Genomic DNA, 25,010 nt, shown 5'->3' with positions numbered 1-25,010 from the left:
TATTGAAATGAAAATAAAGCAGCCATGGGCTGCTTTACTAAAAATCTAACTATTAGATTAGAATGCTGACGTATCTTGGAAAAGGCCAACTTTCAAATCTTTAGCAACGTAGATCTCTTTACCATCAACAAGTACGCGACCATCCGCAAGGCCCATAACTAGGCGACGGTTAACAACACGCTTCATGTGGATCTCGTAAGTTACTTTTTTCGCTGTTGGCAGAATTTGACCAGTGAATTTCACTTCGCCAACACCTAGAGCTCGACCTTTACCTTCGCCGCCAACCCAACCAAGGTAGAAGCCAACAAGCTGCCACATTGCGTCAAGGCCTAGACAACCCGGCATTACAGGGTCACCTGGGAAGTGACAATCGAAGAACCATAGGTCAGGAGTAATATCCAGCTCAGCAAGAACTAAACCTTTACCGTAATCACCTTCAGTTTCTGACATCTTAGTGATGCGATCCATCATTAGCATGTTCGGTGCTGGTAGTTGAGGACCTTGTGGCCATAGTTCGCCTTGGCTTGATGCTAGAAGCTCTTCGCGAGTGTAAGAATCACGTTTGTTTTGCATTATCAATTACTCCGATTTTTGATAGGTGCATATTAGTGAACAGGTGTACGCTAAACAAGTCCGATCAGTACTAGACAAACCAGTTTTTAATGCGTCCAACGATTCCAATAGGGTGCTCATGTCTTTCAAAGTTTTCAATACGTTCCGCAATTTTGCTCAGAACGCTTTCTTGTTCATCGTCTCTAAATGGTTTGTTCATAATGAGAGGAATTGCTTCATCTACATTAGACACTGACCAAATATGGAATTCTTCATTCTTAATGCTTTCAATAAGGTCTGGCTTCAGTGCGAGGTGCCTTAAATTCGATCTTGGAAGGATCACACCTTGTTCGCCAGTTAAGCCATTGTGCTTACACACATGGTAAAAGCCTTCGATTTTCTCGTTTAGCCCACCAACCGCTTGTACACGACCAAATTGGTCCACTGCACCAGTAACCGCAATTTGTTGATTGATAGGGTATTCAGACAAAGCACTCACCAAAGAGCAAAGCTCTGCAAGAGAAGCACTATCGCCATCTACTTCGCAATACGATTGCTCAAATACCACAGAAGCGGCATAAGGTAGCGGATCTTCAAGGTTGAGTGCGCTGCTCACAAATGCTTGCATGATCATCATACCTTTTGCATGAAGATTACCACCAAGTTCGGCTTTGCGCTCAACATCGGCAATATCACCATCACCAAAGTGAATAACACAGGAAATTCGTGCAGGTTCACCATACGATATCGGGTGCCCTGGAACGTCGATGACTGTTAGGCCATTAACCTGACCAACTTGTTCACCTTCAGTTTCAATAATGACTTGGCCATCTCGAATATCATCAAGAGCGCGTTCTGGTAGGTACGACTCTCGGTTGTATTTGTGTTGTTGAGCTTGTTGGATATGGTGAATATCAATCTCACCATTGTTAGCTTCAATCAAAGCTTCGTTCAATAACGCATTGTGCCAAATAGGGCATAATGGAGTATAGCTTTGATCTTCAGTCTCTCTTGCTCCGGCAGTAAGAATGCCCGTCAACGCTTGTTGCGTGATGGTTGGCAGTTCATAGCGTAGTTGAAGCCACTTAAGGTAACCAAGATATTGAGTCAAACTCTCTTCAGAGATCTTGATATCTTGCTCAATTTCGCTAAATAGGCAAAAACCGGTTTGAATATCGCTGTCTAGATAATCAAGGTCACCTAATTGAGCTCTATCACCAACCACAATCAACTTAATGTTGTAGGTAAGAGGCAAAGTTGGAGATTGGTTCAAGTGCTCAGGATTACTGCTGATAGGCTCTACGGCTTCACCAAGCAGCGCAGATTTAAGCAGTAACCAGCTTCCTGGGTTTGCTAAGATCAAGTTTGCTGAAACGATCAGATAACCGTTGTTTGCTCTAGCCAGGAGGCCAGGTTTTGTCGCAACAACCTTACCGTCTTTCGATTGAACTTGGTCAAAAAGAGAGGCAGCATTTAAAGATTCAGTTTTTATAACCGGTAGAGTGTGATCATCTAAAGCAGTGACTAGAGATTCAACAATCATTTGACGATAGATCGAATTGTCCGGAGCGTTTACAAGTAAAACACGCGAAAGGTTAGACAAACGGACAAAGCGGGTTAGCGCATCTTTGAATCTATGTTGAATATCTGAAAACGGGAAAGGCGAGATGTCAGGGAATTGCTCTAATTGAGCGCTATATTCGTCGTACTGAGGCGTAACATGTCGCCAATCTACTTGAGTCATTTAAGTTTCTGATTATGATAATGAGGTAGGGAGTATATAGAAAAACCGATCTCGCTTGTAGCTCTATGTGGTAGTTACTAATCACTAAGCTAATATAAGTATGATCTTGGTCTATTCTTTCAAGACAATAATTGTTAAACAGCCCATTTTGGGTTACGCTGTCACTAGGATTAACTCTCGAGATTAGACATGAAATATCAGCAACTTGAAAACTTGGAATGTGGTTGGAAATGGAACTATCTGGTCAAAAAATGGAAAGAAGGTGAATCGATCACTTGCCATATTGATTCAAGTGAAGCTGATGTTGCTGTTCAAGCCTTATTGAAGCTGGAACACCAGCCTACGGGTGTTCTTGAGTGGATCTCTAACAACATGTCTCCTGAGCTCGATAACAAGCTTAAACAAGCGATCAGAGCTAAGCGAAAGCGCCACTTCAATGCTGAACAAGTTCACACCAAGAAGAAATCAATCGACCTTGATTATCGTGTATGGGAAAAACTATCTCAACGAGCGAACGAGCTAGGTTGTACGCTTTCCGACGCCATCGAGTATTTGGTTAGCGAAGCGTCTCGTAGTGAACAGGCCAGCAAGACGGTGACTAGCCTTAAAGAAGACTTAAGCAAACTCCTTTCTGACGATAAATAACCATCAACAGTAGTGGTGACATTATGATGTACGTAATCTTAATCGGTGCGGTATTAGTTTTTTGGTTAGTAGCAGTCGATCGACCGGTGTTGAAAATTAAATTTAGTGACGGGGCGATCGAACAAGTTAAAGGGCATCTTCCACCGAGCTTTAAGCATAACCTTCAAGAGATTGGTCATAACAATACCTTTAAAGGTGAGCTAAAAGTGTATGCAAAACGTTCTGGCTACAATCTCAAGTTCACTAAAGATGTGCCTAAAAACGTACAGCAACGTATTCGTAACGTGTTCCCGCATAATGGTTTTAAGTCTAAAGGCTCAAAGAAAGCGTAATCGTTGAGAGTTACGCGCTAGCTAGTCAATCTTCATACTAAGTTAATCCTTCATTTCTCTTAAATCTCCGCATACTGTTCTCACCCTCAACAAAGAGAGAGCAGTATGAGATACCTAGTATTACTATTATGTTTTTTATCCCCAGTCGCTTTTCCCGACGATGCATTGGTTAATCCTGTAGCCAAAAAGATAAAAGTCACCGTCATGAAAGGGCTCTACAAGAGTAATGTTGATTTCGAGGGTTATTGCGATCTGATGATTGAGATGAAGCACTCTAAAGGTTACGCAAGAATCAAAAAGGTGAGAACGTCTGGAGATAGTAAAGTTTGCAAGCAGGCAACAAAAAATCTACCGACGAAGAAAAGGTTCAAATACAGCTTTCCAGAAAAGTATATCCGGCTACATATCACACACTAGCCACTCTCAACGCACTATAACTAAATATCCTTAATTTTATTGAAACAATTTCGTGAACCAATCTCTAATTTCTATTAATATTAGTTTTGTTATAAAGGCAGGATATGCCGATACAAGAGCATTTACGGCAAAGGAAAGTCACGGTTGTTGTTAGCAAATAAAAGTTATACCCCTGAAGTCGTTGAGATCTCAAGGAAGGTCTCAATCAATGTTGAAGCTCGCTTTAATCGATGGTTAATCTCACCTGAATATAAGCTCGCACAATCTACAGTAGACACGTTACTAAGTTTGGAAAATAGGTATTGTGATAGCGTCATATTTGATGAATCTGACCGCATATCTCACAACCAACGTATTTTATTGCGCTGCGAGCAGGATAGAGTCAATGCTCATCGCGAGAAAGTCGACGCGAAGCAACAAACCTTACGATACGTTATCGATGATGTCAGCAATGCCGCTTCTGCGCTAATGCTTGAGAAGCTTCAAGGTACCTTAATAAGTTCGTTGTTTTCAGACTTACCCGATTACAATCAATTCGCTAGTGTTGCGTATTCGCCATCTTTAAACTTTTCCAAACTCCATGAAATATCCGCGAAAAGTAGGCCATTGAGCTCAAGTTTAATCGAGTTTGTTTCCAATCAAGAGTTTGCAGATAAATATGGAAAGAAATCTAAGGTGATTCTCGATCCAAAAATTGCAGCACGACAGATAGGTATTGAAAATTGTCGTTTATTGTTCCCATTGTTAATGAGTCAACAGCTGATCAAGTGGAATGATGGCAACATTAAACACATCACACCTAAGGTTTGGCAGCACTTGGTCGTGACGTCAAATGCGACTCGAATTCGACTTCAAGAAACGTCGGTTAAAGACCCAAACGTAGGAATTTTACTTGGCGTGTTGCGAGTTCTGCCTTTGTTTCTAATTTGTAACCACTTTTCTTCCACGTTTGAAGACGCATTGGTAAAAACGATGCTTGGTTATCGTGAAGCAAGTGACAAACATGACGAATATTATGCTTGTACTGAGGTGATGCCAAATACACAGTTTCTCGAAGCGATGGTCGAGCAGTTAGAGCTTAAACTACTAAAAAACCTCGTTGAATTTATAGATTGGAGCCCTGGAAACCAGTTCATAAAGAGGGCACTTCTAGAGGAAGTGAATGACACTCCTGTACTTGAGCGAACGGTTTATGGGGCAGCTTTGGCTCAAGGTAGGAAGTATTCTGTTTTCGAAGCGTTAGAGAATAGTGAGTTATTTAACGTTAAGCACCGACCTTATTGGTTTTCAACTGTTCAAATGTCTATAGCGACGATTGAGCAGATGCAAGATCAAGTGCCTGGAAAACTGACGACGAACATGTAAAAAGGGAGCCACATTAAATGTGGCTCTCTTTTTTGTTGCACTGTAACTTAATGAAAGCGCCTGTAAATCTTGCTGTATACCGTTTAACAGACCACTTCGAATGTAAACGACTCCTGCTTGGCAATTGCATGCTTAACGGGTATACCAAGGCGCTGGCAAGTCATCAGAACTTTCAACTTCCTGTCGGCAGGAGCGTGCTCTGACAGAATCACCGAGCTTAGGCATTCTCTATTAAGGTAGAGCTTATTACCGATCATTTCCTCATCAGATAGCACCCAACGGTATTCCTTTTCGTAGCACCAATTAGAGTGCTTAACCTTGAACATTTCAGATCCCAATTCAGATCCTTGCAATTCCCCCAACGATGCTGAGTGGAACATGCTTGGCTCATCTTCGTATTGGACTTCGAAACAGTTGAGATTGGCCTCACCGTTATAGCAGTTGAGGTCATACTCGATGCACATACCTTTAAAGTTGTCGCCATACTGAGACCATAGTATAGGGTGGTCGCTGGATTGAGAAAAACACATAACCTTGAAATTGTTTTGAAGTTCATTCTTGAATATGTGGTTAGATTCAAAAGGGTTATTGAAAGTTTTAGCATAATCGAACCACAGCGAACACTCGGCAATCGACTGTATGTTTCTATCATGGAGGGATCTGAACTTATAAAGTTTAGGCAACATATCAAACACCTAGTTTACAAAATTGCCTGATGTTAACACTTTAATTCATAGTTGAGACCTGAATGCATAGCATTTGATTGCCTAATCACCAAATATATTCATATAACTGTTTGATAGATCAAAATTTAAACATGAAATAGTAGCCTGTTTAAGTGGTTTATCTGGCAGCTGAGCGACAGTAATCTAACATTCGCTTGTTGAAAATAAGATACAACGTAACTTTTAGTTTGTCTGGGTGAGGTTGGTAAACAGGGACTGCTGAGTTTAATAAGCTTCGTGTAAATACCTGAAAGCTATCGGATATATGCTCTAGATCGATTCCAACGACATCCCATAAACTAAGCGTGACATTAAAGTACCCATGTGAAACGCGTACGCATGTTAACGGTTTTAGATGTTAGTACGAACATTGGCGCCAGAAGAAGAGCCACATGAAAAGTTGGTGACGGTTGTAGGTAAAATAATTCAATTTGATTGGCTACTGATAAAGGTGTCGTTTTGGTGTTATCAATAAAGATGGTCGCCTGTGTGAAATCTGAAAAGAAAACAACAACCAATGCCCACAAGATTCACACACAACACAGCAAAAATGACTACAAACATGAGCATGAATCAGGAAACGAGAAGAGAAAAGCTTTCTGTTGATAAAGTTTGTGTGCACGGAGATCGAATTACAGACGGTACATACGTTGGGTACATATAGCTATTTGTTTTTTGTGATCTTAAAGAGCGCTGCTGCATGCTTAAAAAGACCAATACGTTAGATTAGGCGGACATTTTAAAATGGCTCAAACCGGACATTACTAAATTGCTCTAACAGTCTAAGTGCGTATTATGGGTCTAAATTATGTTGAGTGGTTTGCTTGCTTAACTGAATAAGAACGTGGGTGAGCAACATGCTCAATGAGGAGGTCAGCTTGTCTGGCCTTTTTGATGCTCGTTGGGAAAATCGTTGTTAGAAGTTAACCCGTAACATAATTTGCACAATGCGCACTAACATTCTGAGTTTGTTATTGCATGACATACCAGTATGTCAAAAAATGACATACTTTCTTTCTTTTGAATCTCTTCTTTCTTTCGTTCCTAGCTTCGCTTGTTTTTAACGGAAGAAAGCCACCGAACTCCGAGGCAAGCGTAGCGCGGGGTCGGGGCTTTCGTTTCTCAGAGTACACTATCTTTAATAGTGTACTCTTGTCTAAATATTGTATTTCCTCACTGCCTTTTCTTATTAATCAATAAGTTAGCTTTCGCTATTTTTGTCTTAAAAAATCATTTGCGAATCTCTTGTAATTGCAAATATGGTTTGTTATTCTTTTTGTGATTTCAATGCAATCGCAATAGGGTGCTTTATGTCAGATATACCTAGTCCTTGGGACACCAAGAAAGTGCGCCAAATTCATGAGGATAGAAGCAAGTCTTACTCTGATAATTTGGATTCGAATTTTAACTTTCGTTGTAACTCTGAGCTTAAGGAGGATTTTAAAAAGCTATGTAAACGCGATCAGTCTTCTCCAACAGTTGCTTTGAAGAGATATATGCTGTCTTGCCTAAGGAAAGGTCGTATAGATTGATTTTTTGCTGTGAGCATTCAGGGACGTTACAGCGTCCCTGAATGTATGAAACCCCAACCACGAAAATTAGGAATAATCATATGGATACAATTATTGTAAATACACACGCCGATAGCAATGCTCCAACTTATTCGCTTAGTGAGATGGATAAGAAAAAATCATGCGAGAAATATTCCCTGTCTGATTTTTCAGACCAGGTTAACCGTCTGCATAGTATTTCTATGTTTTTGAAATCTGGGGCTTATACGGATGATATTCGTGCTGGTATTACTGAGCATTTGCTTGACGAGATAGAGAGCTTACAGGGGCTTCTTATGTACGCTCAGGTTTTCTCTTTGGCTGATGTTGACCATGATAGTTAGATTAAGCTCGCTTTCTGCTGCTATAAGCTTGCTTGTAGAGCATAAAGGAGCAACAAACGTAGTTTGTACTGTCTCACTTAATAACACGCTAAGTGCGTATTATGGGTCTAAATTATGTTGAGTGGTTTGCTTGCTTAACTGAATAAGAACGTGGGTGAGTAACATGCTCAATGAGGAGGTCAGCTTGTCTGGCCTTTTTGATGCCCGTTAGGAAAATCGTTGTTAGAAGTTAACCCGTAACATAATTTGCACAATGCGCATTAGTAATCAAAACCCAAAATTGATTCATCAAATCTTATTTTTGATTCATAATTTAGCCCCGCAGGGATAAGGGCACTCGATACAGTTCTTGGGCATAACTTCCCCAAATGCCCGAAAAGCAGCGAAGCGTTACTCCCTCAAAAGAAGATCATAAAACCTTCCTTTCATTTTGCCAGAATAGCTTTTTGGTACAGAGCACTCCCAATTTTCGTTTCTATCGGTTACTCGACGTTTGACGACGAACAAGGACGGCGAAGACTGAGCAAGGACGGTGAGAAGGAGAAAAGGAGAAAAAGCCACCGAACACCGAGGCAAGCGTAGCGCGGGGTCGGGGCTTTCCTTTTCGAATATCCACATGTGATGTAAATCACGTTAGTTGGGGTAGACTTCCTTTAATAGTCTACCCTTGTGCCATATTTGCACATTTACCTACTTTCGGCTTGTGCAGCCCAATAAGCATCATCTTTAGTTTTGTTAATTTCATCTGCCACATATGGATCGCCTTCGCAATCAACTTTAAGATCACTGATGAACTTTTTATGATCACTAACATGCTTCCAAGTAATTAATGTTTCTAAGTCTCTATACCTTGTTGCACTTGCCATCTCATAGATGAAGGTCTCAAGACTATACTTGGTATCTAATTCTCCATTACATATTTCGTCGGCTGTTACATCTAGATTTTCGGCCAATAGTCTTATCTGTGTTGCTTTAGGTTCTGTTTCACCATTTTCCCATTTTAGATATGTTTGTTTGGCAACTTTTACTCTTTCAGCTATTTGTTCTTGCGTGAATCCTTTGTTCATTCTCGCTTGTTTAATTACATCTTTAAGCATGAAAAGACCCCTTTAGGTACGTTTATTTATTATTGTAACACCACTTTTTTGTATGCAGCTCTTGAAGTTATGAATGGTAGAGGTTAAGTTATAAAAAAACGTACTTGACAGGCTTTTTAATATGCTCGATTTGCTCCGATTAATGGTTCCATTTAAATCTGAATATTGTTTTCATCTGGAATGTCGTGCTTCGGGTAGTTCTGCATATTATCAAGAGTTGAATGTGGCTAAAGTTGCTGCTGATACTGGATTTATTGGTTCTGGTGCAATTGAGAGAGACGAGTTTGGCAACATCAATAGTGTATTTAGTGAATTTATCCCATTTCAGCAAGTACCATCGAGTTATACGGGTATTGCTCTCAAGTTTCATAATGGTTCAGTAAACATTCCCCCTCATATCGAGTTGAAAGCTAGTCCGGCCAAAATTATTCAGGGTCATAACGTTTTCGGTTCTAATTGCATTTTGCTGGCTTACTCGGAATTTTATTCTTCTCTTACTTTATCGAATCCTGAACTCGCTTTGATGGTTGATTGGGATCTTGCTCAAGTATTGCAACTTGACTGTACTTTTTCCGCTCAAGTTGAAACTGAACAGCAATGTAAACAAGCTATTAACCACTTTAGAAATGTCTCTCATGGTCAGGTTCGCTCTTCTCGATACGATTATGAAACAACTTGTAAGCACAATACCAACTCGTCCTATTGGGGAGGTAAAATTTATTCTAAATATCATGAGTTTATCAAGCAGTACAATGAATATTCGGATAAAGCACAGAAAGGTGATAAACACGCTCAATTCGTATTTGACGCCATGTCTGACCCTAGAATACTTCACTATTCAAAGTATTTAGTTCGCTTTGAATCCGAAATTAAGAAACGAAAATTACAGCAATTAGACATACCTACAAATATCCACGACTTAATTAAATATCAACATCAGCTAAAAGAAGAAACAGGCAAAGAGTTAATCGAAGAACTCTGGAAAGAAACATATGGAAAGCTGATAGACAACACATTCAAAGGTCAAGCTATGAATATTTATGATGATGAGAGAGTACAGGGACAGCTCAGAGAATTTTACAAGAAGTTCACCCCAACAGGAAAAGTTAGTTTCGCTAAAGCGGATAGGGCATTTTCATTTTACCGCCGCTTAATCAATGAAGGCTTTAAAGAGGTTCAGCGTTCTTTTAGTGCTCGTAGGAGTTTTTATAACAACCTGAATATGTTACTCGATGCTGGATTTACTAAGGCTCAACTTCAAAACCTGTCTGGTAATGGCATGAATAAAGTTGTTCCTTTATGCGAAATCATCAGCATAGATTTTTCAAAACAAGTTCCTGATTGGTATGTCGAACCTGATTTTGGTCCTATGACTAGACAGCTTTTAGAGTTAGATACCAGTGTTACTCAACTAAGAACAGCATAAGGCTAAACATGATTAAAATTGAGATTTTCAAAGAAGATGAACGTGTAGAACAGCGCACATCAAGAGCAAAAGATGATAAACCATCACGTACTTTTTATGAGCAAGATGCCTATGCTTATCTAGTTGGTAAATTTCCTTCACTCATTAAAATTTCAATGGAAAAGGATCAAACACCATACGCAGCTGGGTTATATACGCTTCATAGTTCTAGCTATGCTATTAACAATTTTGGAGCGCTAGAATTAAAGCGCTTTGGTCAATTAATTACTCCGATTGAGGCTTAACTTTGAGCATAATTAAACCTGAAGAACTAAAGAAAGTTGCAGGCTTACCTGAGAGTGCCAAATTTCATGGTTGGCTCATTCACAACCCAGAGCAAGATGATTTTCTTCTTCAATACAAAGAGACTGATGCCATATTGAACAAGATTTGGACTGGTTTACCTGATCAAGCTATGAATTTTAATTTATATTCAGAGGCTTTATGCACCATAGAATTTCTTGAATTGAAGAACAGAGCAATCATTGTTGTGGCTTTTGATTTGGGGAACCAGGTTATTGTTATAGCACCAGATGATTTTAAAGGCCGTATGTCTTTACCATCTTCAAATCCATTTAGAACCGATTCTACTAAACACTAAAAATAAAGCCCGTAACTGGTGACACAGCTACGGGCTTTGAACACAACCAACTGAAACGGAGTTGATTATGACCGCTAAAGAATACACGTTATGCGATGCAGAAGATAAATTAAATAACATTGCCCATCTATCAATGTTCTTGCAATCTGGAGCATGTCCATCTGAAATGTCAGTTAATCTTTATGACCACATGCATGATGAGATAGAAACTCTACAAGCTATGTTAGGTTACATGAAAGTTTATCCGCAGATTAAAGCCCAAGAGCAGCTAGATAGCCCCCAGAAAGAACTTACGTCTTAGTGCGTATTATGGGTCTAAATTATGTTGAGTGGTTTGCTTGCTTAACTGAATAAGAACGTGGGTGAGTAACATGCTCAATGAGGAGGTCAGCTTGTCTGGCCTTTTTGATGCCCGTTAGGAAAATCGTTGTTAGAAGTTAACCCGTAACATAATTTGCACAATGCGCATTAGTAATCAAAACCCAAAATTGATTCATCAAATCTTATTTTTGATTCATAATTTAGCCCCGCAGGGATAAGGGCACTCGATACAGTTCTTGGGCATAACTTCCCCAAATGCCCGAAAAGCAGCGAAGCGTTACTCCCTCAAAAGAAGATCATAAAACCTTCCTTTCATTTTGCCAGAATAGCTTTTTGGTACAGAGCACTCCCAATTTTCGTTTCTATCGGTTACTCGACGTTTGACGACGAACAAGGACGGCGAAGACTGAGCAAGGACGGTGAGAAGGAGAAAAGGAGAAAAAGCCACCGAACACCGAGGCAAGCGTAGCGCGGGGTCGGGGCTTTCCTTTTCGAATATCCACATGTGATGTAAATCACGTTAGTTGGGGTAGACTTCCTTTAATAGTCTACCCTTGTGCCATATTTGCACATTTACCTACTTTCGGCTTGTGCAGCCCAATAAGCATCATCTTTAGTTTTGTTAATTTCATCTGCCACATATGGATCGCCTTCGCAATCAACTTTAAGATCACTGATGAACTTTTTATGATCACTAACATGCTTCCAAGTAATTAATGTTTCTAAGTCTCTATACCTTGTTGCACTTGCCATCTCATAGATGAAGGTCTCAAGACTATACTTGGTATCTAATTCTCCATTACATATTTCGTCGGCTGTTACATCTAGATTTTCGGCCAATAGTCTTATCTGTGTTGCTTTAGGTTCTGTTTCACCATTTTCCCATTTTAGATATGTTTGTTTGGCAACTTTTACTCTTTCAGCTATTTGTTCTTGCGTGAATCCTTTGTTCATTCTCGCTTGTTTAATTACATCTTTAAGCATGAAAAGACCCCTTTAGGTACGTTTATTTATTATTGTAACACCACTTTTTTGTATGCAGCTCTTGAAGTTATGAATGGTAGAGGTTAAGTTATAAAAAAACGTACTTGACAGGCTTTTTAATATGCTCGATTTGCTCCGATTAATGGTTCCATTTAAATCTGAATATTGTTTTCATCTGGAATGTCGTGCTTCGGGTAGTTCTGCATATTATCAAGAGTTGAATGTGGCTAAAGTTGCTGCTGATACTGGATTTATTGGTTCTGGTGCAATTGAGAGAGACGAGTTTGGCAACATCAATAGTGTATTTAGTGAATTTATCCCATTTCAGCAAGTACCATCGAGTTATACGGGTATTGCTCTCAAGTTTCATAATGGTTCAGTAAACATTCCCCCTCATATCGAGTTGAAAGCTAGTCCGGCCAAAATTATTCAGGGTCATAACGTTTTCGGTTCTAATTGCATTTTGCTGGCTTACTCGGAATTTTATTCTTCTCTTACTTTATCGAATCCTGAACTCGCTTTGATGGTTGATTGGGATCTTGCTCAAGTATTGCAACTTGACTGTACTTTTTCCGCTCAAGTTGAAACTGAACAGCAATGTAAACAAGCTATTAACCACTTTAGAAATGTCTCTCATGGTCAGGTTCGCTCTTCTCGATACGATTATGAAACAACTTGTAAGCACAATACCAACTCGTCCTATTGGGGAGGTAAAATTTATTCTAAATATCATGAGTTTATCAAGCAGTACAATGAATATTCGGATAAAGCACAGAAAGGTGATAAACACGCTCAATTCGTATTTGACGCCATGTCTGACCCTAGAATACTTCACTATTCAAAGTATTTAGTTCGCTTTGAATCCGAAATTAAGAAACGAAAATTACAGCAATTAGACATACCTACAAATATCCACGACTTAATTAAATATCAACATCAGCTAAAAGAAGAAACAGGCAAAGAGTTAATCGAAGAACTCTGGAAAGAAACATATGGAAAGCTGATAGACAACACATTCAAAGGTCAAGCTATGAATATTTATGATGATGAGAGAGTACAGGGACAGCTCAGAGAATTTTACAAGAAGTTCACCCCAACAGGAAAAGTTAGTTTCGCTAAAGCGGATAGGGCATTTTCATTTTACCGCCGCTTAATCAATGAAGGCTTTAAAGAGGTTCAGCGTTCTTTTAGTGCTCGTAGGAGTTTTTATAACAACCTGAATATGTTACTCGATGCTGGATTTACTAAGGCTCAACTTCAAAACCTGTCTGGTAATGGCATGAATAAAGTTGTTCCTTTATGCGAAATCATCAGCATAGATTTTTCAAAACAAGTTCCTGATTGGTATGTCGAACCTGATTTTGGTCCTATGACTAGACAGCTTTTAGAGTTAGATACCAGTGTTACTCAACTAAGAACAGCATAAGGCTAAACATGATTAAAATTGAGATTTTCAAAGAAGATGAACGTGTAGAACAGCGCACATCAAGAGCAAAAGATGATAAACCATCACGTACTTTTTATGAGCAAGATGCCTATGCTTATCTAGTTGGTAAATTTCCTTCACTCATTAAAATTTCAATGGAAAAGGATCAAACACCATACGCAGCTGGGTTATATACGCTTCATAGTTCTAGCTATGCTATTAACAATTTTGGAGCGCTAGAATTAAAGCGCTTTGGTCAATTAATTACTCCGATTGAGGCTTAACTTTGAGCATAATTAAACCTGAAGAACTAAAGAAAGTTGCAGGCTTACCTGAGAGTGCCAAATTTCATGGTTGGCTCATTCACAACCCAGAGCAAGATGATTTTCTTCTTCAATACAAAGAGACTGATGCCATATTGAACAAGATTTGGACTGGTTTACCTGATCAAGCTATGAATTTTAATTTATATTCAGAGGCTTTATGCACCATAGAATTTCTTGAATTGAAGAACAGAGCAATCATTGTTGTGGCTTTTGATTTGGGGAACCAGGTTATTGTTATAGCACCAGATGATTTTAAAGGCCGTATGTCTTTACCATCTTCAAATCCATTTAGAACCGATTCTACTAAACACTAAAAATAAAGCCCGTAACTGGTGACACAGCTACGGGCTTTGAACACAACCAACTGAAACGGAGTTGATTATGACCGCTAAAGAATACACGTTATGCGATGCAGAAGATAAATTAAATAACATTGCCCATCTATCAATGTTCTTGCAATCTGGAGCATGTCCATCTGAAATGTCAGTTAATCTTTATGACCACATGCATGATGAGATAGAAACTCTACAAGCTATGTTAGGTTACATGAAAGTTTATCCGCAGATTAAAGCCCAAGAGCAGCTAGATAGCCCCCAGAAAGAACTTACGTCTTAGTGCGTATTATGGGTCTAAATTATGTTGAGTGGTTTGCTTGCTTAACTGAATAAGAACGTGGGTGAGTAACATGCTCAATGAGGAGGTCAGCTTGTCTGGCCTTTTTGATGCCCGTTAGGAAAATCGTTGTTAGAAGTTAACCCGTAACATAATTTGCACAATGCGCATTAGTAATCAAAACCCAAAATTGATTCATCAAATCTTATTTTTGATTCATAATTTAGCCCCGCAGGGATAAGGGCACTCGATACAGTTCTTGGGCATAACTTCCCCAAATGCCCGAAAAGCAGCGAAGCGTTACTCCCTCAAAAGAAGATCATAAAACCTTCCTTTCATTTTGCCAGAATAGCTTTTTGGTACAGAGCACTCCCAATTTTCGTTTCTATCGGTTACTCGACGTTTGACGACGAACAAGGACGGCGAAGACTGAGCAAGGACGGTGAGAAGGAGAAAAGGAGAAAAAGCCACCGAACACCGAGGCAAGCGTAGCGCGGGGTCGGGGCTTTCCTTTTCGAATATCCACATGTGATGTAAATCACGTTAGTTGGGGTAGACTTCCTTTAATAGTCTACCCTTGTGCCATATTTGCACATTTACCTACTTTCGGCTTGTGCAGCCCAATAAGCATCATCTTTAGTTTTGTTAATTTCATCTGCCACATATGGATCGCCTTCGCAATCAACTTTAAGATCACTGATGAACTTTTTATGATCACTAACATGCTTCCAAGTAATTAATGTTTCTAAGTCTCTATACCTTGTTGCACTTGCCATCTCATAGATGAAGGTCTCAAGACTATACTTGGTATCTAATTCTCCATTACATATTTCGTCGGCTGTTACATCTAGATTTTCGGCCAATAGTCTTATCTGTGTTGCTTTAGGTTCTGTTTCACCATTTTCCCATTTTAGATATGTTTGTTTGGCAACTTTTACTCTTTCAGCTATTTGTTCTTGCGTGAATCCTTTGTTCATTCTCGCTTGTTTAATTACATCTTTAAGCATGAAAAGACCCCTTTAGGTACGTTTATTTATTATTGTAACACCACTTTTTTGTATGCAGCTCTTGAAGTTATGAATGGTAGAGGTTAAGTTATAAAAAAACGTACTTGACAGGCTTTTTAATATGCTCGATTTGCTCCGATTAATGGTTCCATTTAAATCTGAATATTGTTTTCATCTGGAATGTCGTGCTTCGGGTAGTTCTGCATATTATCAAGAGTTGAATGTGGCTAAAGTTGCTGCTGATACTGGATTTATTGGTTCTGGTGCAATTGAGAGAGACGAGTTTGGCAACATCAATAGTGTATTTAGTGAATTTATCCCATTTCAGCAAGTACCATCGAGTTATACGGGTATTGCTCTCAAGTTTCATAATGGTTCAGTAAACATTCCCCCTCATATCGAGTTGAAAGCTAGTCCGGCCAAAATTATTCAGGGTCATAACGTTTTCGGTTCTAATTGCATTTTGCTGGCTTACTCGGAATTTTATTCTTCTCTTACTTTATCGAATCCTGAACTCGCTTTGATGGTTGATTGGGATCTTGCTCAAGTATTGCAACTTGACTGTACTTTTTCCGCTCAAGTTGAAACTGAACAGCAATGTAAACAAGCTATTAACCACTTTAGAAATGTCTCTCATGGTCAGGTTCGCTCTTCTCGATACGATTATGAAACAACTTGTAAGCACAATACCAACTCGTCCTATTGGGGAGGTAAAATTTATTCTAAATATCATGAGTTTATCAAGCAGTACAATGAATATTCGGATAAAGCACAGAAAGGTGATAAACACGCTCAATTCGTATTTGACGCCATGTCTGACCCTAGAATACTTCACTATTCAAAGTATTTAGTTCGCTTTGAATCCGAAATTAAGAAACGAAAATTACAGCAATTAGACATACCTACAAATATCCACGACTTAATTAAATATCAACATCAGCTAAAAGAAGAAACAGGCAAAGAGTTAATCGAAGAACTCTGGAAAGAAACATATGGAAAGCTGATAGACAACACATTCAAAGGTCAAGCTATGAATATTTATGATGATGAGAGAGTACAGGGACAGCTCAGAGAATTTTACAAGAAGTTCACCCCAACAGGAAAAGTTAGTTTCGCTAAAGCGGATAGGGCATTTTCATTTTACCGCCGCTTAATCAATGAAGGCTTTAAAGAGGTTCAGCGTTCTTTTAGTGCTCGTAGGAGTTTTTATAACAACCTGAATATGTTACTCGATGCTGGATTTACTAAGGCTCAACTTCAAAACCTGTCTGGTAATGGCATGAATAAAGTTGTTCCTTTATGCGAAATCATCAGCATAGATTTTTCAAAACAAGTTCCTGATTGGTATGTCGAACCTGATTTTGGTCCTATGACTAGACAGCTTTTAGAGTTAGATACCAGTGTTACTCAACTAAGAACAGCATAAGGCTAAACATGATTAAAATTGAGATTTTCAAAGAAGATGAACGTGTAGAACAGCGCACATCAAGAGCAAAAGATGATAAACCATCACGTACTTTTTATGAGCAAGATGCCTATGCTTATCTAGTTGGTAAATTTCCTTCACTCATTAAAATTTCAATGGAAAAGGATCAAACACCATACGCAGCTGGGTTATATACGCTTCATAGTTCTAGCTATGCTATTAACAATTTTGGAGCGCTAGAATTAAAGCGCTTTGGTCAATTAATTACTCCGATTGAGGCTTAACTTTGAGCATAATTAAACCTGAAGAACTAAAGAAAGTTGCAGGCTTACCTGAGAGTGCCAAATTTCATGGTTGGCTCATTCACAACCCAGAGCAAGATGATTTTCTTCTTCAATACAAAGAGACTGATGCCATATTGAACAAGATTTGGACTGGTTTACCTGATCAAGCTATGAATTTTAATTTATATTCAGAGGCTTTATGCACCATAGAATTTCTTGAATTGAAGAACAGAGCAATCATTGTTGTGGCTTTTGATTTGGGGAACCAGGTTATTGTTATAGCACCAGATGATTTTAAAGGCCGTATGTCTTTACCATCTTCAAATCCATTTAGAACCGATTCTACTAAACACTAAAAATAAAGCCCGTAACTGGTGACACAGCTACGGGCTTTGAACACAACCAACTGAAACGGAGTTGATTATGACCGCTAAAGAATACACGTTATGCGATGCAGAAGATAAATTAAATAACATTGCCCATCTATCAATGTTCTTGCAATCTGGAGCATGTCCATCTGAAATGTCAGTTAATCTTTATGACCACATGCATGATGAGATAGAAACTCTACAAGCTATGTTAGGTTACATGAAAGTTTATCCGCAGATTAAAGCCCAAGAGCAGCTAGATAGCCCCCAGAAAGAACTTACGTCTTAGTGCGTATTATGTATATTATGTTAAATTGGATTTGGTGTTTATAAGGCAGGTATCTTCATATGATGCCCTGCCTCTTATTTATCTACCAAATCGGCGTTCTATTTAACAGTAAGGCTATTTACCATAAAATACCTAATAAACATATTTCCTAATCTTCGATTAAGAATACGTTTATTAGACTTCAAGCATCAATCGATCAATTGCTTCAGTGATCTCTTTGGTTCTTACTGGCTTGGTCACGAAATCATTCATACCAACATCTAAGCACGAACATTTGTCTTCAACTGATGTGTGTGCTGTTAGCGCGACAATTGGCGTTTTGATGTTCGCGTCTCTCATGTATTTGGTTGTGGTTAATCCATCCATTACCGGCATCGACACATCCATTAAAATAATGTCTATCGAGTCGTTGGCTCTTTCCACAAAGCCAATCGCTTCCTCACCATTGCTGGCGATGAAAACTTCGTGGCCTTGTCGCGTTAGGATTAATTTGATCACCATTTGATTGGTTGGGTTGTCTTCGACAACTAACACTGAATAACGGCTTCTTAAATCTCGTGGACAATCATTATCTTCAATGTTGGCCAGATTGTTCGTGACTCTGGTTAGTACTGGCAGTTGTACTTCGAATTTAGAACCTTTTCCTGGTTCACTCTCTACCGATATACGCCCTTGCATCAGCTCAACCAGTCTTTTGGTGATTGCCAAGCCTAAACCTGTGCCGCCAAATCTGCGTGTGATTGTGCTATCAGCTTGCACAAATGGACTGAACAGCGACGAAAGTTGTTGTGAGCTGATACCAATCCCTGTGTCTTCTACTGTTATATAGAATGAACTCTGCTGGTACTTGATAGAAACATGGACATGCCCACGTTCAGTGAACTTAATGGCGTTGCCAATTAGATTAAATAGGATTTGTGCCAAACGACTTGGGTCGAGATAATGAAGTTCACCCTCAGGGATATCGCTGGTTACGGTTAGCGACAAACCTTTATCGTCTGCTGTCTTCTTTTGTTCAGACAACACAAAAGTTACAGTGTCGCTTACGTTGCTCCATTGAGGCGCTAACGAGAAGCATCCAGATTCAATCTTAGAAAAATCCAACACATCACTGATAATTGCCAATAGGAGCTCAGATGATGTGCTCATGTTGAGTAGTATAGACTGTTGTTCTTCGTTCAATGATGTGGATTTGAGGGTGTCTATTAAGCCAATAATGGCGTTTAGCGGTGTTCTTAATTCATGACTCATCATTGCGAGGAATTCAGACTTTGCCTTATTAGCTCTTTCGGCGTCTTTTCTTGCTGTGACAAGCTCTGCTGTACGTTCTCGAACGGTTGCCTCAAGCTTTTCTTTATTCTCAATATCGAAAACAGCACGTTCTATCAACGGTCGGAAACGGTTTAATGTGGCCTTGGTTTCAATACTAAAGTGCTTGGTATTAGAGTGGATAAAGATGATGACGGATTGTGTTAGTCCGCTATCTATACCCGTAATTAGAACGGAGTTGATTTGGTCGAGAACAATGGGATGCAGAGAGTTGAATTCCCCAAGAGACTTGGGTTCGAAAAGGATGGCGCATTCACCATTGATGACTCGCGATAGCTTGCCACAATCGCTCCAATTCATTTGTTCGAAGACTTTGTTATTGGTTAGCAGGGTTTTGAAACTGCCTTCGTTCCCTACCCTTGATACCACGATAAAATCATCAAACCTAATGTATTTTTTGAGGACAAACTCCAAGCTAGAGAATATCTCAGATATGTTACTCGCCTTACTGATCGCAGAGATGGTTGATAAGATCACTCTGTTCTCTTCAGCCAGTTTTCGCTCACGGGCTTTTAGTTTTTGCAGTTCAATACGAGCTTCTTGCAGCGCTTCTTGACCTTCAGAACCCATTACTTTTTCAACCTATAAAACGTTGCAGACGATACCATTAAATTCCCGTGTGCGTTTTCGCCACCAGAGAGCCTGCCTTGCTCACCAAACGTGAACGGACATATGTATGGAAGCCCATTAAGTGCTTGATTTATTTGCTCGCAAACCTCTTCCATATCTTGCTTTAGGTTGAGCATTGGGCCCGCGCAAAAAATGTTGATTGCTCCGAGCTTCTCTTCAAGATCCATATCGTTGTAATAAGAAGAATGAATGATATTAGCGGCACGGCTTATTAACTGTTGTTTAGAGCCTTGCATTAGATAGATGGTGTCACCTTCACTAATGTCGGTGAAGAGCTCGATCCCGTTGCACTCTGTTTCTCGGATAGAGTGAGAGAGCTTGAAATACGGATAGTTGTAAGATGAGCCAACTTTCCTCCCCAAAGGATAAACAGACGATTTTTCAAAGATATAGCCATCGTCACTGCCACCTAGGTGAAAATTGGTCCATTCGTTATAAACTGTGGCAGCTGGCCGATGGTCTATCTCCAGCAAAATTCTATTTCGTACTTTAGTCACAGTGCCTGAGTAACGTGTAGGCGTATGACCTGCACTGAAAGAGGAATAGATTGACTGAGACGCAAACACCACCGTTAAAGATACGCCATTTATAGATAGCGACTCTTCGGTGAAGATGCTCCAATTTCCAGAAACCTGATTGTCCGCAGCACTACCGCCAATAATAGGCACCTCAGTACCAAACTTTTTATCGATAGCTGCCATCACCTTCTCTTCATTACCAGGAGTGGAATGCAGCAAGATAAGATCGGGGATTTCGCCCTCTCGGTTGGCGTTCTTAAGTGCTTTGTCGATCGCGCTGAAGGTGCTGCGGTCTATGGAGTCGCTAAAGTGCTCGATACCTGTACCGTAGGCGTTGATTCCCGAGTCATAAATGATGAGTACGCCAATTACCGGACCAGAATGAAACCCAGTTTCTGTCATAATGCCGTGACAAGTGGTACAGCCATGTACAGGAGTGTTAGGGAGAGCGTCTACGAAATATCTCTGAACAGCGAGTGTCGAATATTCTTCTGTGCAGTAGCAAATAAGACAAGCAATATCGTCAGCGTTTTCAACCCCGCTGAGCAACTCATCTACTGCGATTTTATCGTCTAGGGAGTAAGAGACTTTTGATAGAAATTTCATAGATTCTGGGAAACTTTATTAATGTTCTCTTTATAACACTTTAATGCATTGTGTTTCACTGATTTGGTACATATTTCTATCAAAAGAACCGAGGCGTACCCCAGTTTTCTCTCTGTTACTCTTTAGACAGGTTTACAGAAAACGTGCTCACCTGTTGTGGAAATGTAACCGTTATTGAGGAATTCTTATCATTAGTTTGTAACAGCCAATCTGATGGCCCTTTTTCTTTCAGAATTCCGCTTTCATTATAGCTAATGATAAATTTGCCAGTTTTAGATGTTTCGATCGAATACCCTAGGTTATCGCCCGAAATTAAAACATTATGATTATCAATACCAAATTCACAAGGTTTTGAAACGATACAGTTCACTGTTTCGTCATTATCGTATGTTACTGTTCTCCAAGTAAATGCAGCTATTAAAATAACCAACATGACGATAATTTGAACAAGCCTGCCTTTTGTTAGCTTTTGTGCCGCCATTATAATCTTTACTCCTTGTTACAAAGTTCAAAGTTTTTAAATAAAAATCCAATTCCTGACCAAGCGTAAGGTTACTACTCTGTCATTGATTTGTTAATTCAAGTATAGTGTCGCGTTGAAAATGCCACTTTTTTTTAAAATCAGCAAGTGGAAATAAAGCCCTGAATAGGCTGAATTTCCTTTTCTAATTTGGGTGGCATTACGACGTGAGTCGTGTTGGAAGTAAAGTGTAGTAAATAAGAAATTGGAAGCATGCAAATGAGCCAAGAAAAGCAGCTTGAACAAAACTACAACTATACGGTCGTCCGTCAATTTACCCTAGTTACAATTTTGTGGGGTATTGTCGGTATGGGCGTTGGTGTTTTGATTGCCGCTCAATTAGTTTGGCCACAGCTAAACTTTGATACGCCGTGGTTGACGTACAGTCGTTTACGTCCCCTGCATACTAATGCGGTTATTTTTGCGTTCGGTACAAGTGCGCTGTTTGCAACATCATATTATGTTGTACAACGTACCTGTCAGACGCGTCTCTTTGGTGGCCCTCTCGTAGCCTTTACCTTTTGGGGTTGGCAAGCGATTATCCTGTCCGCTGCAATTACTTTACCGTTAGGTTTAACCTCTGGTAAAGAATACGCAGAACTTGAATGGCCAATCGATATTGCTATTACTCTTGTGTGGGTAGCTTATGCAATCGTGTTCTTCGGAACCATGATTAAGCGTAAGACATCGCACATTTACGTAGCGAACTGGTTCTTCGGAGCCTTCATCATCACGGTTGCCGTGTTGCACATCGTTAACAGCCTGGCTGTTCCTGTATCTGCGTTTAAATCGTACTCGATTTATTCCGGTGCGATCGATGCAATGGTGCAATGGTGGTACGGACACAATGCGGTAGGCTTCCTATTGACAGCTGGTTTCCTAGGTATGATGTACTACTTCGTACCTAAACAAGCTGGTCGCCCTGTTTACTCCTACCGTTTGTCGATTGTTCACTTCTGGGCTCTCGTGTCTCTGTATATCTGGGCTGGTCCTCACCACCTACACTACACAGCACTTCCTGACTGGACTCAATCTCTAGGTATGGTTATGTCTTTGGTTCTGTTTGCTCCATCTTGGGGTGGCATGATCAACGGTATTATGACTCTATCTGGCGCGTGGCATAAGCTTCGCTACGACCCAATCCTACGTTTCCTAATCGTTTCTCTATCATTCTACGGCATGTCGACATTCGAAGGCCCAATGATGGCAATCAAAACGGTTAACGCACTATCTCACTACACGGACTGGACTATCGGTCACGTTCACTCTGGTGCGTTAGGTTGGGTTGCAATGGTTTCTATCGGTTCGGTTTACCACTTAGTTCCTAAACTATTTGGTCAAGAGCGTATGTACTCTGTATCTCTAATCAATGTTCACTTCTGGTTAGCAACGATTGGTACGGTTTTCTATATTGTTGCAATGTGGATCTCAGGTGTGATGCAAGGTCTGATGTGGCGTGCAGTTAACTCTGACGGTACATTAACTTACAGCTTCGTTGAATCTGTAGAAGCATCTTACCCGTTCTACTTTGTACGTTTCTTAGGTGGTTTCATCTTCCTATCTGGTATGTTCTTAATGGCATACAACACGTACAAAACTGTTTCTGCACCTAAAGATAGCCTTAAAGCTATCCCTCAACCGGCTTAAGGAGATTTAGAATGAGCTCAAATTCAAATAATCGCCATGAGTTGGTAGAGAAGAACGTTGGCCTACTAGCGATTCTTATCGTTATTGCTATCAGTTTTGGTGCTTTAGTAGAAATTACCCCGCTTATTTTCCAAAAGCAGACGACTGAACCTGTAGAAAATCTACGCGTTTACTCTGCTCTGGAAATGGAAGGTCGTGATATCTACATTCGCGAAGGTTGTAACGTATGTCACAGCCAAATGATTCGTCCTTTCCGCTCTGAAACGGAACGTTACGGTCACTACTCTGTAGCTGGCGAAAGCGTTTGGGAACACCCATTCCTATGGGGTTCTAAGCGTACTGGTCCTGATCTAGCGCGTGTTGGTGATCGTTACTCTGATGAGTGGCACCGTGTTCACCTTATCGACCCTCGTGAACTTGTTCCTGAATCAAACATGCCTGGTTTCCCATGGCTTGCTGAGAATGTACTTGATGGCAAATTGACTAAACAGAAGCTTGAAATCTTCCGTAACCAATTTGGTGTTCCTTACACAGACGAACAAATTGCTAACGCTAAACAAGATGTTGAAGGAAAAACAGAGATGGATGCAATCATCGCTTACCTTCAATCGCTTGGCCACGCAATGAAATAAGGAATAATTATGGACATTATTACATTTCAAAGTGTTTGGACTGTTACTGTTTTTGCTTGTTTCATCGGCATCGTTTGGTGGGCTTTCGGTAAAAATCGTAAGTCGCGCTTCGACGAAGATGCAAACCTAGTGTTCGCTGATGAAGCACCTGCGAAAGATAAAAATCAAGGAGTGACGAAGTAATGAGTACATTCTGGAGTATTTGGGTAACAGTAATCACAATCGGTACGCTGATTGGCTGTGCAGCCTTACTTCGTTGGTGTTCCAACGATAAAACAGGTGTAGAAGAAGGTCATGATATGGGCCATGAATACGATGGTATTCGTGAGCTTAATAACCCACTTCCTAAATGGTGGACATACCTTTTCGTTAGCACAATTGTGTTTGCAGCTGTTTATCTAGCTCTATACCCAGGCCTTGGCAACTTTAAAGGTCTACTAGGTTGGACGAGTTCAAACCAAACAGTTCGTAGCGTAGAAGAGTCTCGCTCTGCAATCGCTGCTGCGCAAGCAAACAAACAGTTAGATGCATACGCGAAAGAGCTTGATGATGCAGACACCTACTTTGGTGAAGCATTCAGAAAGCTAGCTCACGACGAAAATGGTCTACGTTCTGTCCCTGACATTGCATCAGATGCTGACGCAATCAAAGTGGGCCAACGTTTGTTCCTACAAAACTGTTCTCAGTGTCACGGCTCTGATGCTCGTGGTCAGAAAGGTTTCCCGAACCTAACTGATAACGCATGGCTATATGGTGGTGAACCACAAGCTATCGTTACTACCATCATGCATGGTCGTGTCGGTCAAATGCCAGGTTGGAAAGACGCTCTTGGCGAAGAAGGCGTAAAAGAAGTAGTTAGCTACACGCTTAGCCTTTCTGGTCGTAGCGTAAACGCACGTGAAGCAGAGGCTGGTAAAGCTCGCTTTGTAGTGTGTGCAGCGTGTCACGGTACTGATGGTAAGGGTAACCCTGCTGTTGGCGCACCTGACCTAACTGACCGCGACTGGCTATTCGGTGATTCTCGCGCTGATGTGACGGAAACAGTCATGTACGGACGTTCTGGTGTAATGCCGGCTTGGAAAGACATCCTCGGTGAGGATAAGGTTCAGCTCGTCTCAGCCTACGTCTGGAGCCTCAGCAACTCAGATAAAGAGTAACATAATGATAACAGCCCCTTCTTAAGGGGCTGTCTTTCTTTTACAGTTATAACCTTAAGTGTTTGTAAAAAATAGTTTTATTTCATTGTAT

Annotated in this window: 30 protein-coding genes; 21 read left to right on the top strand and 9 right to left on the bottom strand. The window is 40.2% G+C overall.

Annotated elements, in window-relative coordinates:
* Positions 1–57: 57 nt before the first annotated feature.
* Both fabA and OC193_RS08295 read right to left on the bottom strand, forming a co-directional pair.
* Positions 58–573, bottom strand: a complete 516-nt coding sequence (gene fabA / locus OC193_RS08300; RefSeq protein WP_017059675.1) for a bifunctional 3-hydroxydecanoyl-ACP dehydratase/trans-2-decenoyl-ACP isomerase — start codon at positions 571–573, stop codon at positions 58–60.
* Positions 574–643: 70 nt separating this feature from the next.
* Positions 644–2,296: an AAA family ATPase gene (locus OC193_RS08295; protein ID WP_048661958.1), complete on the bottom strand. Its 1,653-nt coding sequence runs from the start codon at positions 2,294–2,296 to the stop codon at positions 644–646.
* Between the two features lie 189 nt (positions 2,297–2,485).
* Here OC193_RS08295 and matP point away from each other — a divergent pair, with 189 nt between their 5' ends.
* The 4 genes from matP to OC193_RS08275 all read left to right on the top strand — a co-directional run bounded on the left by matP (position 2,486) and on the right by OC193_RS08275 (position 5,055).
* Positions 2,486–2,941 carry a macrodomain Ter protein MatP gene (gene matP, locus OC193_RS08290; protein WP_010440786.1) on the top strand — a complete coding sequence of 152 codons (456 nt, stop codon included), beginning with the start codon at positions 2,486–2,488 and terminating at the stop codon, positions 2,939–2,941.
* A 23-nt stretch (positions 2,942–2,964) separates the two neighbouring features.
* Positions 2,965–3,273 (top strand): DUF3634 family protein, encoded by a 309-nt coding sequence (locus OC193_RS08285; RefSeq protein WP_017059672.1) that lies wholly within the window; start codon positions 2,965–2,967, stop codon positions 3,271–3,273.
* 105 nt (positions 3,274–3,378) lie between these two features.
* Positions 3,379–3,690, top strand: coding sequence for a hypothetical protein (locus OC193_RS08280; protein WP_048661959.1), 312 nt, complete (start codon positions 3,379–3,381; stop codon positions 3,688–3,690).
* A gap of 144 nt (positions 3,691–3,834) precedes the next feature.
* A complete protein-coding gene (locus OC193_RS08275) occupies positions 3,835–5,055 on the top strand; it encodes a hypothetical protein (RefSeq protein WP_048661960.1) in 1,221 nt (406 codons plus the stop codon).
* An 83-nt stretch (positions 5,056–5,138) separates the two neighbouring features.
* On the opposite strand, the gene OC193_RS08270 is transcribed toward OC193_RS08275, so the two are convergent.
* Entirely contained in the window at positions 5,139–5,741 is a 603-nt protein-coding gene (locus OC193_RS08270) for a DUF2971 domain-containing protein (RefSeq protein ID WP_048661961.1), read from the bottom strand.
* A gap of 1,651 nt (positions 5,742–7,392) precedes the next feature.
* Here OC193_RS08270 and OC193_RS08265 point away from each other — a divergent pair.
* On the top strand, positions 7,393–7,674 hold the full coding sequence (locus tag OC193_RS08265; RefSeq protein WP_048666383.1) for a hypothetical protein: 282 nt from the start codon (positions 7,393–7,395) through the stop codon (positions 7,672–7,674).
* 686 nt (positions 7,675–8,360) lie between these two features.
* Here OC193_RS08265 and OC193_RS08260 read toward each other — a convergent pair.
* Positions 8,361–8,771, bottom strand: a complete 411-nt coding sequence (locus OC193_RS08260) for a helix-turn-helix transcriptional regulator (protein WP_048661944.1) — start codon at positions 8,769–8,771, stop codon at positions 8,361–8,363.
* A 121-nt stretch (positions 8,772–8,892) separates the two neighbouring features.
* On the opposite strand from OC193_RS08260, the gene OC193_RS08255 reads away from it, so the two are divergent.
* The 4 genes from OC193_RS08255 (at position 8,893) to OC193_RS08240 (ending at position 11,138) form a co-directional block, all read left to right on the top strand.
* Positions 8,893–10,197 carry a phage/plasmid replication protein, II/X family gene (locus tag OC193_RS08255; RefSeq protein WP_048661943.1) on the top strand — a complete coding sequence of 435 codons (1,305 nt, stop codon included), beginning with the start codon at positions 8,893–8,895 and terminating at the stop codon, positions 10,195–10,197.
* Positions 10,198–10,205: 8 nt separating this feature from the next.
* Entirely contained in the window at positions 10,206–10,481 is a 276-nt protein-coding gene (locus OC193_RS08250; RefSeq protein WP_048661941.1) for a single-stranded DNA-binding protein, read from the top strand.
* A 2-nt stretch (positions 10,482–10,483) separates the two neighbouring features.
* Positions 10,484–10,837, top strand: a complete 354-nt coding sequence (locus OC193_RS08245; protein ID WP_048661940.1) for a hypothetical protein — start codon at positions 10,484–10,486, stop codon at positions 10,835–10,837.
* Between the two features lie 67 nt (positions 10,838–10,904).
* On the top strand, positions 10,905–11,138 hold the full coding sequence (locus OC193_RS08240) for a hypothetical protein (protein ID WP_048661938.1): 234 nt from the start codon (positions 10,905–10,907) through the stop codon (positions 11,136–11,138).
* Between the two features lie 593 nt (positions 11,139–11,731).
* Here OC193_RS08240 and OC193_RS08235 read toward each other — a convergent pair.
* Entirely contained in the window at positions 11,732–12,142 is a 411-nt protein-coding gene (locus tag OC193_RS08235) for a helix-turn-helix transcriptional regulator (protein WP_048661944.1), read from the bottom strand.
* A 121-nt stretch (positions 12,143–12,263) separates the two neighbouring features.
* Here OC193_RS08235 and OC193_RS08230 point away from each other — a divergent pair, with 121 nt between their 5' ends.
* The 4 genes from OC193_RS08230 to OC193_RS08215 all read left to right on the top strand — a co-directional run bounded on the left by OC193_RS08230 (position 12,264) and on the right by OC193_RS08215 (position 14,509).
* On the top strand, positions 12,264–13,568 hold the full coding sequence (locus OC193_RS08230) for a phage/plasmid replication protein, II/X family (protein WP_048661943.1): 1,305 nt from the start codon (positions 12,264–12,266) through the stop codon (positions 13,566–13,568).
* 8 nt (positions 13,569–13,576) lie between these two features.
* On the top strand, positions 13,577–13,852 hold the full coding sequence (locus OC193_RS08225; protein WP_048661941.1) for a single-stranded DNA-binding protein: 276 nt from the start codon (positions 13,577–13,579) through the stop codon (positions 13,850–13,852).
* 2 nt (positions 13,853–13,854) lie between these two features.
* Entirely contained in the window at positions 13,855–14,208 is a 354-nt protein-coding gene (locus OC193_RS08220; RefSeq protein WP_048661940.1) for a hypothetical protein, read from the top strand.
* 67 nt (positions 14,209–14,275) lie between these two features.
* Positions 14,276–14,509, top strand: coding sequence for a hypothetical protein (locus tag OC193_RS08215; protein WP_048661938.1), 234 nt, complete (start codon positions 14,276–14,278; stop codon positions 14,507–14,509).
* Positions 14,510–15,102: 593 nt separating this feature from the next.
* Here OC193_RS08215 and OC193_RS08210 read toward each other — a convergent pair.
* Positions 15,103–15,513, bottom strand: coding sequence for a helix-turn-helix transcriptional regulator (locus OC193_RS08210; protein WP_048661944.1), 411 nt, complete (start codon positions 15,511–15,513; stop codon positions 15,103–15,105).
* Between the two features lie 121 nt (positions 15,514–15,634).
* Here OC193_RS08210 and OC193_RS08205 point away from each other — a divergent pair, with 121 nt between their 5' ends.
* From OC193_RS08205 to OC193_RS08190, 4 genes are all read left to right on the top strand, one after another.
* Positions 15,635–16,939 (top strand): phage/plasmid replication protein, II/X family, encoded by a 1,305-nt coding sequence (locus OC193_RS08205; RefSeq protein WP_048661943.1) that lies wholly within the window; start codon positions 15,635–15,637, stop codon positions 16,937–16,939.
* 8 nt (positions 16,940–16,947) lie between these two features.
* On the top strand, positions 16,948–17,223 hold the full coding sequence (locus OC193_RS08200) for a single-stranded DNA-binding protein (protein ID WP_048661941.1): 276 nt from the start codon (positions 16,948–16,950) through the stop codon (positions 17,221–17,223).
* A gap of 2 nt (positions 17,224–17,225) precedes the next feature.
* A complete protein-coding gene (locus tag OC193_RS08195) occupies positions 17,226–17,579 on the top strand; it encodes a hypothetical protein (RefSeq protein ID WP_048661940.1) in 354 nt (117 codons plus the stop codon).
* Between the two features lie 67 nt (positions 17,580–17,646).
* Positions 17,647–17,880 carry a hypothetical protein gene (locus tag OC193_RS08190; RefSeq protein ID WP_048661938.1) on the top strand — a complete coding sequence of 78 codons (234 nt, stop codon included), beginning with the start codon at positions 17,647–17,649 and terminating at the stop codon, positions 17,878–17,880.
* 174 nt (positions 17,881–18,054) lie between these two features.
* Here the strand turns inward: OC193_RS08190 and OC193_RS08185 are convergent, their stop codons facing one another.
* The 3 genes from OC193_RS08185 to OC193_RS08175 all read right to left on the bottom strand — a co-directional run bounded on the left by OC193_RS08185 (position 18,055) and on the right by OC193_RS08175 (position 21,444).
* Positions 18,055–19,779, bottom strand: a complete 1,725-nt coding sequence (locus tag OC193_RS08185) for an ATP-binding protein (protein WP_048658753.1) — start codon at positions 19,777–19,779, stop codon at positions 18,055–18,057.
* The gene (locus OC193_RS08180; RefSeq protein ID WP_048658752.1) at positions 19,779–20,963 is read right to left on the bottom strand and encodes an FIST signal transduction protein; all 1,185 of its coding nucleotides are present in this window, start codon (positions 20,961–20,963) and stop codon (positions 19,779–19,781) included. The genes OC193_RS08185 and OC193_RS08180 overlap by 1 nt, the downstream gene beginning before the upstream one ends.
* Positions 20,964–21,078: 115 nt before the next feature.
* Positions 21,079–21,444 (bottom strand): hypothetical protein, encoded by a 366-nt coding sequence (locus tag OC193_RS08175; protein ID WP_048665037.1) that lies wholly within the window; start codon positions 21,442–21,444, stop codon positions 21,079–21,081.
* Between the two features lie 252 nt (positions 21,445–21,696).
* Here OC193_RS08175 and ccoN point away from each other — a divergent pair, with 252 nt between their 5' ends.
* From ccoN to ccoP, 4 genes are read left to right on the top strand one after another with little or no spacing between them, the layout of a single operon-like run.
* Positions 21,697–23,130, top strand: a complete 1,434-nt coding sequence (ccoN, locus tag OC193_RS08170) for a cytochrome-c oxidase, cbb3-type subunit I (protein ID WP_102424429.1) — start codon at positions 21,697–21,699, stop codon at positions 23,128–23,130.
* A gap of 11 nt (positions 23,131–23,141) precedes the next feature.
* Entirely contained in the window at positions 23,142–23,762 is a 621-nt protein-coding gene (gene ccoO, locus OC193_RS08165; protein WP_017059643.1) for a cytochrome-c oxidase, cbb3-type subunit II, read from the top strand.
* A 9-nt stretch (positions 23,763–23,771) separates the two neighbouring features.
* Positions 23,772–23,945, top strand: a complete 174-nt coding sequence (locus tag OC193_RS08160; RefSeq protein ID WP_004733679.1) for a CcoQ/FixQ family Cbb3-type cytochrome c oxidase assembly chaperone — start codon at positions 23,772–23,774, stop codon at positions 23,943–23,945.
* Complete coding sequence (ccoP, locus tag OC193_RS08155; RefSeq protein WP_048658749.1) at positions 23,945–24,919, top strand: cytochrome-c oxidase, cbb3-type subunit III; 975 nt, start codon at positions 23,945–23,947, stop codon at positions 24,917–24,919. Before OC193_RS08160 ends, ccoP begins: the two co-directional genes overlap by 1 nt.
* The last annotated feature ends 91 nt before the right edge of the window (positions 24,920–25,010 follow it).

This window comes from Vibrio crassostreae (assembly GCF_024347415.1).
Taxonomy (GTDB): domain Bacteria; phylum Pseudomonadota; class Gammaproteobacteria; order Enterobacterales; family Vibrionaceae; genus Vibrio; species Vibrio crassostreae.
Note: the sequence above shows the minus strand (reverse complement) of the source record. Positions and strands in the feature narration are given on the sequence as shown.